The following is a 12,383-nucleotide window of genomic DNA, read 5'->3' as shown; positions in this document are numbered from 1 at the left end:
CCCGCGGATCGTCGGCGAGACCGGCGGCAAGGACTTCCTGGTCGCCCACCCGTCCGCCGACCCGGCCGTGCTGAAGACCGCGATGACCCGCGGCGCCTTCGAGTTCCAGGGCCAGAAGTGTTCCGCCCTGTCGCGCGCCTACGTCCCGGCCTCGCTCTGGGCCGGCCTCAAGGACGCGTTCCGCGACGAGGTCGAGGGCCTCACCATGGGCGACGTCAGCGACTTGTCGAACTTCATGTCGGCCGTCATCGACGAGCGCTCCTTCGCCAAGAACAAGGCGGCCATCGACCGGGCCCAGGCCGACCCGCAGGTCGAGGTGCTGGCCGGCGGCACGTACGACGACTCGGTGGGCTACTTCGTCCGCCCGACCGTGCTGGTCTGCCAGGACCCGGCGAGCGAGTACTTCAAGGACGAGTACTTCGGCCCGATCCTCGCCGTGCACGTCTACGAGGACGAGAAGTACGACGAGATGCTGGCGCAGATGGAGTCGGTGTCCGCCTACGGCCTGACCGGCGCGATCATCGCCCAGGACCGCGAGGCCGTCCAGCACGCGATGCTCAAGCTGCGCAACGCGGCCGGCAACTTCTACATCAACGACAAGCCGACCGGCGCGGTCGTCGGCCAGCAGCCCTTCGGCGGCGGCCGGGCCTCCGGGACCAACGACAAGGCCGGCGCCAAGCAGAACCTGGCGCGCTGGACCTCGACCCGCTCGGTCAAGGAGACCTTCGTCCCGCCGACGGACTACCGCTACCCGCACATGGGCTGAGTGCCCCCCGCGCCCGGTCCCGCAGCCGGGCGCACCCGGGCGGCGGACCCCACCCCCGGTCCGCCGCCCGCTTTCTGCCACCCTTAGAAGCACCAGCTCCAGGAGTCACGATGCTCCGTTCCGCCCTCCTCGCGGCCTCCCGCTCCCCGCAGGTCCGCACCGTGGTCGAGAAGTTCCCGCCGACCCACGCCATAGTCGAGCGCTTCGTCGCCGGCGAGCAGCTCGACGACGCCGTCACCGCCTGCGACGACCTGGTCGCCACCGGCCGCAAGGTCACCCTGGACCACCTCGGCGAGGACACCCAGGACGCCGCCCAGGCCGCCGGGACCGCCGAGGCGTACGAGCACCTGCTCGCCGCCCTCAAGGACACCGGCCTCGCCGCCGGCGCCGAGGTCTCGGTGAAGCTGTCCGCCGTGGGCCAGTTCCTGCCCGTGGACGGCGAGAAGATCGCCCTGGAGAACGCCCGCCGGATCTGCGAGGCCGCCGCCGACGCCGGCACCACGGTGACCCTCGACATGGAGGACCACACCACCACCGACTCCACCCTCGCCATCGCGCGCGAGCTGCGGGCCGACTTCCCCTGGCTGGGCGTCGTCCTCCAGGCCTACCTGCGCCGCACCGAGGCCGACTGCCGTGAGTTCGCCGGCGCCGGCTCCCGCGTGCGCCTGTGCAAGGGTGCCTACAAGGAGCCCGAGTCGGTCGCCTTCCAGGGCAAGCACGAGGTCGACCTCGCGTACGTCCGCGCCCTCAAGGTGCTGATGGCCGGCGAGGGCTACCCGATGATCGCCTCGCACGACCCCAACATGATCAAGATCGCCGGCCAGCTCGCCCAGTGGAACGGCCGCAAGCGCGACTCCTTCGAGTACCAGATGCTCTTCGGCATCCGCCCCGAGGAGCAGCTGCGCCTCGCCGGCGAGGGCAACACCATGCGCGTGTACCTGCCCTACGGCCAGGAGTGGTACGGCTACTTCATGCGCCGCCTCGCCGAGCGCCCGGCCAACCTGACCTTCTTCCTGCGCGCCATGGCGACGCGCGGCTGAGGTCCGCAGAACCGCGAACGGCCCGCACCCCTTGTGGAAGGGGGGTGCGGGCCGTTCGTCCGTTCCGGCCCAGAGGCCCACTGGCCCACCGGCCTACAGGAAGGGCTTGGTGTCCAGCTCGAACTCGAAGGGCGCGGGGAGGGCGAGCGCCTCGCCGAAGGGGGCGAGGTGGACCTCGGTGTACTCGTCGCGCAGGGGCCTGCTGAAGATGCTGACCTGCGACTTCTCGCGGTCGATGAGCAGGTAGAGGGGGATTCCGGCGCGGGCGTAGCAGTGGCGCTTGGCGATCCGGTCCTGGTCGGGCTTGCCGGACGTGACCTCGGCGACCATGGCCACGCCTTCCGGCTCCATCCAGGAGGGGGCGCCACGGAAGAGGCGGAGTTCCTCGGGGGCGAAGGTTGCGTCCGGGATGACGTGGTTCTTCGGGCAGAGCCCACCGCTCACCAGACGGAGACCCTTTCCGCCGGAGATACTCATGTCGGTTGCGGAGCGTCGGACCACCTGCTTGACCAGGTGGCTGATGTAGTCCTCGTGATCGCCGTCCGGCGGTGGTGCCACGATGATCTCTCCCTCGATGAGCTCGGCCCGGAAGCCTTCGGGGGAGTGCAGGCTCAGGAAGCTCTCCAGCAGGATGTCCTCCTGCGATGGTGAGTCCGTGATCGGTTGCTCATGCGCCACAGCACTCATGATGCCCCTCCTTCAGGTGGGCGTCACGCTAGTAGCGGGTTTGCGCCGTTATGCCGTGCGCGGCTCGTTTTCACCCGATGGTGTGAGAGCTTCGGCCGCCCTGGCATCGTTGGGCTGGTGAACCGGGCTTCCGGTGAGAGGAATTGGGATGCTGAAGGCCTTCGCGGAGCTGTCGACGCCATTGGTGGCGGATGCGTGCGTGCGGCTCGGAGTGGGGTTGCGGGCGGCGCCGGCGGGCGTCGGGGCGGTGGTCCCGGGGAGCCGGATCGCCGGGCGGGTGCTGCCGGCGCGGCACTACGGGAGCGTGGACGTCTTCCTGGAGGCGTACGGCGCGGCCGGGCAGGGGGACGTGCTGGTGATCGACAACGGCGGGCGGACGGACGAGGCCTGCGTCGGGGACCTCGCGGTGCTGGAGGCGCGGACCGCCGGGGTGGCCGGGCTGGTGGTGTGGGGCCTGCACCGGGACACCTCGGAGCTGGTGGAGATCGGGCTGCCAGTGTTCAGCTACGGCAGCCTGCCGCTCGGCCCGGTGCGGCTGGACGCGCGGGAGCCGGAGGCGCTGGTCACGGCACGGTTCGGGCCGCACCTGGTGGGCTCGGAGGACGTGGTGTTCGGCGACGCCGACGGTGTGCTGTTCGTCCCGGCGGCGCGGGTGGACGAGGTGGTGGAGACGGCCGCCGGGATCGCGCGGACCGAGCGCGCGCAGGCGGAGCGGATCCGTTCGGGCGAGACGCTGCGCCGGCAGACCGCCTTCGACGACTACCTGGTGCGCCGGGCCGTCGACCCGTCGTACGGCTTCCGGCAGCACCTGCGGCGCATCGGCGGCGCCATCGAGGAGTAGCGGCAGGGGAGTTCAGAGTGCCCGGTGCATGGAGTTCAGAGTGCCCGGTGCATGATGTGCAGGCCGACGTAGCCCTCGGTCGGGTGTCGGAAGCCCTCGGGGAGGGTGCCGATGACGGTGAAGCCCAGTGACTCGTAGAGCTTCACGGCGTGCTCGTTGGAGGCGACCACGGCGTTGAACTGCATCGCCCGGTAACCGGCCCGGCGCGCCCAGTCGATGGTGTACTCGGCGAGGGCCCGGCCGACGCCGCGGCCGGAGTGGGCCGGGTCGACCATGTAGCTGGCGCTGGCGATGTGCGAGCCGTTGCCCTGGTGGTTGCGGTTCATCTTGGCGCTGCCGAGCACCGCGCCGGTCTCCTCGTCCACCGCGACCACCGTGCGGTTGGGTTCGGCGAGCAGCCACCAGCCACGGCCCTCGTCGAAACCCAGGTCGAGCGGGAAGGTGAAGGTCTCCCCGGCGGTGACGATGGTGTGGAAGAACGGCCAGATGGCCGGCCAGTCCTCGGTGGTGGCTTCCCTGATCAGCATGGCGACATGATCACGGCCGGATGGCGGGGAGGGCAACAGCTTTCCCGCCATCCGGCCACCGCCGCCGTCAGAGCATCGAGGCGGCCGGCTTGACCATGGCGCGGGCGGTCTTGGCGTCGACGTACTCGCCGATCGCGGTCATCACCCACTCGCCGGAGTACTGGCGGACCAGCTTGCACATCACCACGCCGGTGTGCGGCTTGGACTGGGTGAGGTCGAAGCGGACCAGCTCCTGGCCCGAACCGGCGTCCACCAGGCGGCAGTACGCGTTCTTGACCTCGGTGAACTTCTGGCCGGAGAAGGAGTTCACCACGAACACCAGGCCGCAGACCTCGGGCGGCAGGCCGTTGAGGTGGACGGTGATCGACTCGTCGTCACCGCCGCCCTCACCGGTGAGGTTGTCGCCGGAGTGGGCGACGGCGCCGTTGAAGATGCCCAGCTTCATGAACCAGGCGGTGTCGAGCTTCTCGCGCTGGGCGTCGAAGGCGATGCAGGACGCGTCCAGGTCGATGTTGCGGCCGCGGCCGGCGGGCTCCCAGCCGAGGCCCATCCGGACCGAGGAGAGGAAGGGCTTGCCGTCCTTCTCCAGGGAGACGGAGCCGCCCTTGGTGAGGCTGACCCGGCCCTTGTCCAGGGTGACCTTGGTGAGGGAGGCCGGCGGCGCGGCGGGCGCGGCGGCGGGGGCCGGGGGCGGATTGCCGGCGAGGGTCACCCGCGGGTCGACGGGGGGAGCCGACGGCTCGGCCGGGGGAGCGGGCGTGACCGGAGCGGGCGGCGCGACCGGGGCGGCGGGCATGACCGGAGCGGCCGGTGCGGCCGGAGCGGCGATGGGGGCGGCCGCCGCCGGGGCGGGCTCGTCGTCGACGGTGACGCCGAAGTCGGTGGCGATGCCGGCCAGGCCGTTGGCGTAGCCCTGGCCGACGGCGCGGACCTTCCAGGCGCCGTTGCGCTGGTAGACCTCGACCACGATCAGCGCGGTCTCCCGGCCGAGCTGCGGCGGGGTGAAGGTGACCAGCACCTCGCCGGTGGCGGTGTCGCGGACAGTGGCGGTCGGCTCGATGCCGGCGAAGGTGGCGCCCGCCTCGTCGGGGCTGGCGGTGACCACGATCTTGGTGATGCCGGCCGGGATCGCGGTGGTGTCGATGGTGATGGCGTCCGGGGTGCCGCCGGAGGCCGGGCGGTGGGTGACACCGGGGCCCTGCGGGGCGTTGAAGAACACGAAGTCGGCGTCCGAGCGGACCTTTCCGGCGTCGGTCAGCAGCAGGCCGGAGACGTCCAGCGCCTTGGGCGCGGTGACCTCGACGGTCACCCGCGCGGCGGTCAGCGGGGCGTTGCCGCCTTGGGTCAGGACCGTGGACACGAACTCCTCCTCGGATGCGGTGGCACGGCGTTGGGGACCCGCGTCCGGGGTGCCGTGCCGAGTGGTACCCACAGTAACGAACGGGGTTGCTGGGAAGAGCCCGAGCAGGCCGGTGACCTGTCGGGTTGTCGGATGGTCGGTCAGCGCGCGGCGGTGCCGGTGCCGGTGCCGGCATCGGCGGCGGCGCTGCCGTCCCTGGTGCCGCCGTCGGCGTGCGTGAAGGTGCCGAGGGCGGCGACGGCCCGGGGGCGGTCGATCCCGAAGGCGGCGGCGTTCCAGCTCTCGGCCGGGGCGGGCTTCCGCGTCGCGCCGACCGGTCCGGTGGGTCCGGTCGGCCCGGTGGGTGCGGTCGGCCTGGCCGGTCCGGCGGTGGGGCCGGGCGGGGTCGGCGCGGGGCGCGTGCCGCGGACGCCGAAGGTGTACCGGCCGGGGCGGACGTCGGTACCGGACGGGGTGGTGAACCGGTAGACCAGGGTGCCGCGCTCCTGATGGGTGGTGACGACCACGTCGGAGAGGTCGGTCCAGGCGGTGCCGGGCGCCAGCTCGCCCGCGGCGAGGCGGAACTCGGCCTGGAGCGCGGTGAGCGGCTCGGTGACGGTGAGCGTCAGCAGGTGGTGAGTGCCGTCGCGGCCGAGCGGCTGGACCAGGGCGGTGCCGGTGAGGGCCTGGTCGGCGTCGGCGTCTTCGTCGGTGGGCCCGGTGGGCCCGGTGGGTCCGGTCGGGCCGGTGGGGTCGGTCCCGGTCTCGGTCGGGCCGCTGGGGCCGGTCGGGGCACCGGGGGCGACGGGGGCACCGGGCATGCCGGGCTCCGCCGGGGAGAGGGGCCGGGGCGCCGGCGGCTGCTGGCTGGCCGGCCGGTCGGCGGTCGGCGGGGTGGCGGTGGTCGCCTGCGCGGCGGAGCCGGCCGCGGTCACGGCCCCGTCGCCGCCCTGCGACGGGCCGCCGGGCTGCTCGGCCGGGGCGGTGCCGGCGGCGGAGGGGGCCGGGACGGGGCCGGTGAACGGCGCGGCCGCATCGGGCGCGGGCGTGTCCGGGGAGGCCGGCCGGGGCGCGGGCACGCCGGAGGCCGGCGGGTGGGAGGCGGTGGCGTGGGCCCAGGGCGCCCCGGTGGACCGGTCGGCGGAGCGGTCGGCCGGACGGGGCTCGACCGGGGCGGGCGAGGAGTTCGCGGCGGCGTCGGCCCGCGTGGTGGCGTCCGGGCTGGGCGGCGGGGTGGAGCCGACCCGGGCCACCCCGGCGCGGCGTCCGATGCCCTGCTGCTCGTTGAGCAGGCAGGTGGTCGCGATGCTGATGCCGACCACGGTGGACATCGCCATCGCGGCGCCGGAGAAGCGCAGGGTGGGCAGCCGGAGCCGACCGCCGAAAGGCTTCGGCCGGCCGTGCCGGCCGCGGCGCCCGTACTGTTCGTGCTGCCGGTCGCGCTCGTGGTGCACGCCTTGCTCGGTGTCCTCGCGCAGAACCACCGGACCCCTCCCTCCCCGAAGTCGCCGTTGCGGTCGCAGCATTCTTCCATGCGCCGCAGCCGGGCCGAAGCGCCGTCACGGGCGGACTTCCGACCGGTGACCGTCCGGTGGGGGGTGGGTCCGCGGCGGTTCGGTTCCGTCCGCCCGCGGCCGCCCGTGGGGAGGCCGCCGGCCCGGGCGCGCGCGGGCCCGCGTCGTGCAGGGGCACGAGCGTACCAGCGGTGACCGGTCGGCCGGTCGGTTCCGGGACGGAATCGTTCCGTCGGGCGGAAAACCTTACGGTGAAACGAAGTTGACGATCCGTCTGACAAGAGCGGGTAAGGAGTGCCGATACCGGGCGGGGATTATTGCAACCTCCTTGCAACCCTTGCCGGTCGGGCCGGGGTGCCGCAGTCTGGTGGTATCCCACGCCGTCCCGGAGAGACCGTCATGCCGCCCGACCCGCTGCCAGCAGCCTCCAGTGCCCCTCTCGCCGCCACCCCCACGGGCGGCGATGAGGCAAGCTCCACCGCCGCTTCGGCGGCGGTGGAGGAGGTGCTGACGCTGCGGATCTCGTTGGGCGAGGAGGTGGTCGGCGAGGTGCGCACCCGGTTCCGGTTCGACGCCGAGCGCCCGTACGAAGTGCTGCTGACGTTCCACCTCGGCCGGCCGGACGAGGCCGATTGGGTGTTCTCGCGCGATCTGCTGCGCGACGGCCTGCGCTCGCTGAGCGGCCAGGGCGACGTCAAGCTGTGGCCGGCGTACTGCCCGTGCCACGGCTCGACGTTGCACCTGGCGCTCGAATCCCCCCACGGCAGCGCACTGTTGGAGGTCTCCAAGCCCCGGGTCCAGTCGTGGCTGGACCGGACGTACGCGCTCGTCTCGGAGCAGGCCGAGCAGGCCTACGGTCCGACCGACGCCCAGCTCTCCGCGCTGCTCGCCGGCGGCTGACGCCGCCTCGGCGGGGGCACGGCGTCGTCCCCGGGGCTGCGCGGGCCGGGGACCGGCGGCGCGCCCGGCAGCCGGACCACCCCGCCGGCCAGGCCGGCCCGCAGCCGGCGCACGGCCGGCGCGGAGGAGGACGGCAGCAGGTCGTACGGGTCGTCCGGGCCGAGGACGCTGACCAGCACCGACTCGGCGAACCGGTACGGCCGGTGGGCCAGCAGGCCGCCGAGGTAGCGGCGCAGCCGGGACAGCTCCGCGCGCACGGTGACCGTCCGGGCCGGGTCGCCGAAGAGCGCGTCGGCGAGCTGCGCCGCACTGTGGCCGTCGCGCTCGACGGCGAGCAGGAGCAGCAGCTCGGCGTGGCGCGGGCTGAGTGCGTGCGACCAGCTGCCGGCCGCGCCGTGCACCGACAGTTCGGGCCGGTCGGGGCGGCGCAGGTCGAGCCGGAGCCGGGCGCCCTCCGCCTGTTCGGCGGTGACCGACCCGCCGTTCGCCACCTCGTCGTCCCGGGGGCGGACCGGCCGGACCAGCCAGCCGTCGGCCAGCGGTTCTATCGCGCACTGGCCGAGCCCGGGCAGCCAGTGCACGGTGGTCGAACCCCAGCCCTCGGTGGGCGGGCGCAGCCGGGCGGGTGGCGGCAGGCCGGCCGCGGCGGCGGTCCAGCCCGCGCCGTCGACGACCAGGGCGGGTCCGTTGACCCGGGCCAGCAGCGGGGCGGCCAGGGTGCGGAGCTGGTGCAGCGACTCCAGGCGACGGGCGCGCAGCTCGGTCTCGGCGAGCCGGGCGGCGGTGGTGGTGAGCTGGAGCAGGTAGGGGCGGACGGAGTGGGCCGGGCCGCTGAGGTTGACGGCGCCGACCAGCCGCCCGGTGCCGGGGTCGTGCACGGGCGCGGCGACGCAGGTCCAGGCGTGGTGGCTGCGCAGGTAGTGCTCGGAGGAGTGGACCTGCATCGGGCGCTGGGCGCGCAGCGCGGCGGCGATGCCGTTGGTGCCGACGCTCTCCTCGGCCCAGCGGGCGCCGGTGAGGAAGCCGATCCGGTCGGCGCTGCGGCGCAGGCCGCGTTCGCCCTCCTGCCAGAGGACGTGGCCGTCGGCGTCGGCGATGGCGAGGATCAGCGGGGTCTGGCCGGCCGGGTCGAGCAGGGTGTCGCGCAGGACGGGCAGCAGTGCGTCGAGACCGCTGGCCCGGCGGCGGTGCTCGATCTCGGCGGGGCCGAGGTGGACGGCGGCGGCGCCGGCGTCCGGGTCGAGACCGAGGCGGCGCAGGCGCGCCCAGGAGTCGCCGATCTCGGGGCGGGGCCCGAGGCCGGTCGGTCCGCCGTCGGCCGGGGCGGCCTCCCGCGTGAGGTCGCGGGGGGCGGCCTCGGTGAGGGTGCGGTCGTAGACCCTGGCCAGGTCGGGTGCGGGCTGCGGGGTTCGGCGCTCGGGCCGTCGGGTCTGCCGCACTCGGTTTGCTCCTCGCCGCCGATCGAGGACGCGTCGGGGCCGACGCGCTGACGAAAGCGTACGGGTGCGGCCCGGTCCTGGGGACGGGGTCTGCCAAGTCGGCACACCGGGTGACATGACAATGAACATGCCAACTCGCTATGGCAGTGCTGACCTCGGCCGATCGGCCTCGTGATCGGTCCCGCGATCCGCCGGGGGTGTGCCCCTAGGGGCGGGGTTCGATGCCCTGTTGGGCGGACTCGACGGTGCGGTGCAGGTCGGCGGTGGCGTCCAGGGTGGTGGCGGCGGTCAGCGCCAGGCAGGCGGCGAGGGCCAGGGCGGCGGCGCGGCGGCCGGTGCGGGACGCGGCCGGGCGGGGCTGGAGCAGCGCGGCGACCCGGCGCGGGACCGGTCCGGAGTGGGCGGCCGGGGCTAGCCGGGGCCGGGCCGGCCGGGGGGAGCGGCTCGCCGCCAGGGCGGCGCGGCCGACCGCGCGGGCGGTCACGGCGCGGTCGCCGACCCGTTCGGCGGCGGCCTCGTCGGCCCACCGCTCCAGGTGGTAGCCGAGCGGCGTGCGCAGCGTGCGCAGTGCGGGGTGGACGGCGGCGGCGTGCTCGGCGAGCGCGAGGAAGACGTGGTGGCGGGCGGTCAGGTGGGCGCGTTCGTGGGCGAGCAGGGCGGCCCGCTCGGGCGCGGTGAGGGCGCGCAGCATGCCGGCGGTGACCACGATCCGCCCCGGTTCGGCGGGCCGGCCGGGGCGGGGGAGGCGGCCGGGGAGGGCGAAGGCGTCGGCCCGCTCGTCGTCCAGGACCGCGAGCGGGTGGGGCCCGGCGGGCCGCAGGAGTGCGCGGGCGCGCTCGACGAGCGGTGCGCGCCGTGCGGCCTGGGCGCGTGCGTGGCGCACGGAGGCGGAGAGGGGGCGCACGTCCGGATGCCGGTCGTCGCCGGGCTGCGGCGCGTCGTTGCCGGGGTGTCCGCCGTCCTCGGGGTCGAGGGTGGCGCGGGCGGCGTGCAGTTCGCGGCGGCGCAGCCACGCGGTCCGCACGCCGAGCACGGCCAGGACGGTGAGCGCCAGGCCGGCCAGTGCGGCCGGCAGTGCGGCCTGCGGCGCGGCGGCGGTCAGCCAGGGCAGCGAGAGGTGGCCGAGTGCGGCGACCGGCGGCAGCTGGAGCAGTCCGGCGGCGGTGAGCAGGCCGAGCGAGCAGAGGGTGCCGCCGGCCAGGACGGCCGCGGTGCCGGCCAGTGTCCAGGCGGCGGCGCGCGGGGTGAGCGCCTCGGCGAGGCGGCGGGCCAGCGGGGCGGCGAGGAAGGGCAGCAGCAGCGGCGCCCAGACGGCGGCGATCACCGGGCCGCCGGCCCGGCGTCGTCCGCGGGCCCGTCGGCCGCGCCGTCGCCGAGGAGTTCGCGCAGCAGCCGCTCGTCCTCGGCGGAGAGGTCGGAGACGAACCGGGCCAGGACGGTGGAGCGGTCCGCCTCGCGCCCGAGCTCGGTGTGCATCCGGCGGGCGGCGAGGCCCGCGGGGTCCTGCACGGTCGGGGTGTACGCGTAGGCGCGACCCGCCCGGGTGCGTTCCACGGTGCCCTTCTCGTGCAGCCGGGCGAGGATCGTGGCGACGGTGGTCCGGGCGAGTCCGCCGCCGAGGGCCGCCTGGACGTCCTGCGGCGTCAGCGGCCGGTGGGCGGCCCAGAGGGTGGCCAGCACCTCGGCCTCCAGCTCCCCGGCTGGCCGGCGGGCGGACGGTACGTCGGACATGGCGGCGGTTCCTCCAGGATTCGTCTACAGTCATGTAGACCGTCTACGTCACTGTAGACGGTCAGGGGTGTGCTCCGCTGGTGCCGCCCCCCAACGTACGGGAGGTCCGCCAGCCTTGCTCCAGTCGTCCGCCGATCCGGCTGTTCACGCACTCGCGGTGAACCTGCTGGACGCCTCGTCGCTGCTCGCGTCCTTCGGCGCACTCGGCATCGCCGCCGTGCTCTTCGCCGAGACCGGGCTGCTCGTCGGGTTCTTCCTGCCCGGCGACTCGCTGCTGTTCACCGCCGGCCTGCTCTGCGTCCCCGGCGTCACCAAGGGCCCGCAGCTGGAGCTGTACCAGGTGCTGCCGGCCGCCCTGGTCGGCGCGCTGGCCGGCGCCCAGGTCGGCTACCTGATCGGCAGGCGCGGCGGACGCGCGCTGCTGGCCCGCACCGAGCGCAAGAGCCTCCAGCAGGGCATCGGCCGGGCCGACGAACTGCTCGCCAAGTACGGCCACGGCAAGGCGATCGTGCTGGCGCGGTTCATCCCGGTCGTCCGGACGGTGCTCAACCCGCTCTGCGGCGCCCTGGAGGTGCCGGTCCGCACGTTCACCTTCTGGCAGATCGCCGGCGGAACGCTCTGGACGGTCGGCGTGGTGCTGGCCGGATACGCGCTGGGCTCGACGGTGCCCAGTATCGACCAGTACCTGCTTCCCATCATCGGTCTGGTAGTAGTTGTCTCCGTGATCCCGATTGTTCTTGAGTTGTTCCGCGCCCGGAAGTCCCGGCGTGACGGCGGTGACGCCCGGTGATGACCTCCACCTCCCCCCGCGCGCTCGCCGTGTACGACGGCAGCGGTATCGACGGCGGCCTCTACAGCCGGGTGGTCGGCTGGGCCGACGCCGCGCCGTACTGGCTCGACCAGCTGATCAAGGTGTGGTCCGCGGTCGGCCTCGGCCTCTTCGCCGTCCTGATGGTCCTCGCGTGGTGGCGGGCGCGCGGCGCCGGCGCGTCCGTGATGGCCCGGGTACTGGCCTCGCCGCTGATCGTGGTCGTCGCGTACGTGGTGAACTCCGGCTTCAAGAGCGTGGTCGAGGAGGTCCGGCCGTGCGCACAGCTGGGCGTGCGCGGCACGCTGGAGGCCTGCCCCGGTGCCGGTGACTGGTCCTTCCCGAGCAACCACACGGTGATCGCCTTCGCCGCCGCGACCGCGCTCTGGTTCGCCGACCGGCGGCTCGGCCGGATCGCCGGGATCGCCGCCGTGCTGATGGGCGCCTCGCGGGTCTGGGTCGGTGTCCACTACCCGCACGACGTGCTGGTCGGCGCCGCGGTCGGCGTCCTGGTGGCGATCCCGCTGGCGCTGGCCGCCGGCCGGGCCGCGCCGCTGGTCGACCGGGCCCGCGCCGGGGCGCTGCGGCCGCTGCTGGGTGCGGGCGCCGTCATCACGACGGGCGGAGCGTCGCCACTGGAGGCGCAGCGGCGCTGAAACGGCCACCGCCGTCCCGGCCCTTGTCCGGCCGGGGGCGGCGGGAGGAGCATGTGAGCCGGGCGAGGGGCCTCCGTGACAGGGGCGCCCGCCCGGCTCAGTCGTGCCGGGGCGCCGCGGCGCCCGCGCCCGTGG

Annotated in this window: 13 protein-coding genes; 6 read left to right on the top strand and 7 right to left on the bottom strand. The window is 74.7% G+C overall.

Going from position 1 to position 12,383, the window contains the following annotated elements:
* A partial coding sequence (locus tag C2142_RS39610; protein ID WP_241002514.1) for an aldehyde dehydrogenase family protein occupies window positions 1-766 on the top strand: 766 nt, incomplete at its 5' end.
* A 110-nt stretch (window positions 767-876) separates the two neighbouring features.
* Entirely contained in the window at window positions 877-1,806 is a 930-nt protein-coding gene (locus tag C2142_RS11190) for a proline dehydrogenase family protein (RefSeq protein ID WP_148642502.1), read from the top strand.
* A 93-nt stretch (window positions 1,807-1,899) separates the two neighbouring features.
* Here C2142_RS11190 and C2142_RS11185 read toward each other — a convergent pair whose 3' ends face one another.
* Window positions 1,900-2,493 (bottom strand): Uma2 family endonuclease, encoded by a 594-nt coding sequence (locus C2142_RS11185; RefSeq protein WP_148642501.1) that lies wholly within the window; start codon window positions 2,491-2,493, stop codon window positions 1,900-1,902.
* A 148-nt stretch (window positions 2,494-2,641) separates the two neighbouring features.
* On the opposite strand from C2142_RS11185, the gene C2142_RS11180 reads away from it, so the two are divergent.
* Window positions 2,642-3,334, top strand: coding sequence for an RraA family protein (locus tag C2142_RS11180; RefSeq protein WP_148642500.1), 693 nt, complete (start codon window positions 2,642-2,644; stop codon window positions 3,332-3,334).
* 35 nt (window positions 3,335-3,369) lie between these two features.
* Here C2142_RS11180 and C2142_RS11175 read toward each other — a convergent pair whose 3' ends face one another.
* The 3 genes from C2142_RS11175 to C2142_RS11165 all read right to left on the bottom strand — a co-directional run bounded on the left by C2142_RS11175 (window position 3,370) and on the right by C2142_RS11165 (window position 6,684).
* Complete coding sequence (locus tag C2142_RS11175; RefSeq protein WP_148642499.1) at window positions 3,370-3,861, bottom strand: GNAT family N-acetyltransferase; 492 nt, start codon at window positions 3,859-3,861, stop codon at window positions 3,370-3,372.
* A 67-nt stretch (window positions 3,862-3,928) separates the two neighbouring features.
* Window positions 3,929-5,221, bottom strand: coding sequence for a TerD family protein (locus tag C2142_RS11170; protein WP_241002513.1), 1,293 nt, complete (start codon window positions 5,219-5,221; stop codon window positions 3,929-3,931).
* 140 nt (window positions 5,222-5,361) lie between these two features.
* Window positions 5,362-6,684: a hypothetical protein gene (locus tag C2142_RS11165; protein ID WP_194235774.1), complete on the bottom strand. Its 1,323-nt coding sequence runs from the start codon at window positions 6,682-6,684 to the stop codon at window positions 5,362-5,364.
* A gap of 429 nt (window positions 6,685-7,113) precedes the next feature.
* On the opposite strand from C2142_RS11165, the gene C2142_RS11160 reads away from it, so the two are divergent.
* Window positions 7,114-7,614, top strand: coding sequence for an SsgA family sporulation/cell division regulator (locus C2142_RS11160; protein WP_148642498.1), 501 nt, complete (start codon window positions 7,114-7,116; stop codon window positions 7,612-7,614).
* Here C2142_RS11160 and C2142_RS11155 read toward each other — a convergent pair.
* The 3 genes from C2142_RS11155 to C2142_RS11145 form a co-directional block, all read right to left on the bottom strand.
* On the bottom strand, window positions 7,566-9,053 hold the full coding sequence (locus C2142_RS11155; RefSeq protein ID WP_241002512.1) for a GAF domain-containing protein: 1,488 nt from the start codon (window positions 9,051-9,053) through the stop codon (window positions 7,566-7,568). The two genes, C2142_RS11160 and C2142_RS11155, sit on opposite strands and share 49 nt — an antisense overlap.
* A 205-nt stretch (window positions 9,054-9,258) precedes the next feature.
* Entirely contained in the window at window positions 9,259-10,377 is a 1,119-nt protein-coding gene (locus C2142_RS11150; protein WP_241002511.1) for a M56 family metallopeptidase, read from the bottom strand.
* Window positions 10,374-10,784, bottom strand: a complete 411-nt coding sequence (locus tag C2142_RS11145) for a BlaI/MecI/CopY family transcriptional regulator (RefSeq protein WP_148642496.1) — start codon at window positions 10,782-10,784, stop codon at window positions 10,374-10,376. Before C2142_RS11145 ends, C2142_RS11150 begins: the two co-directional genes overlap by 4 nt.
* Window positions 10,785-10,899: 115 nt before the next feature.
* Here C2142_RS11145 and C2142_RS11140 point away from each other — a divergent pair, with 115 nt between their 5' ends.
* Both C2142_RS11140 and C2142_RS11135 read left to right on the top strand, forming a co-directional pair.
* Window positions 10,900-11,574, top strand: coding sequence for a DedA family protein (locus C2142_RS11140; protein ID WP_241002510.1), 675 nt, complete (start codon window positions 10,900-10,902; stop codon window positions 11,572-11,574).
* Entirely contained in the window at window positions 11,574-12,248 is a 675-nt protein-coding gene (locus C2142_RS11135) for a phosphatase PAP2 family protein (RefSeq protein WP_148642494.1), read from the top strand. Before C2142_RS11140 ends, C2142_RS11135 begins: the two co-directional genes overlap by 1 nt.
* Window positions 12,249-12,383: the final 135 nt, after the last annotated feature.

Source organism: Streptomyces sp. CB01881 (assembly GCF_002953255.1).
Taxonomy (GTDB): Bacteria; Actinomycetota; Actinomycetes; order Streptomycetales; family Streptomycetaceae; genus Kitasatospora.
The sequence above is the reverse complement of the archived record's forward strand: the minus strand, read 5'-3'. Positions and strand labels throughout refer to the sequence as shown.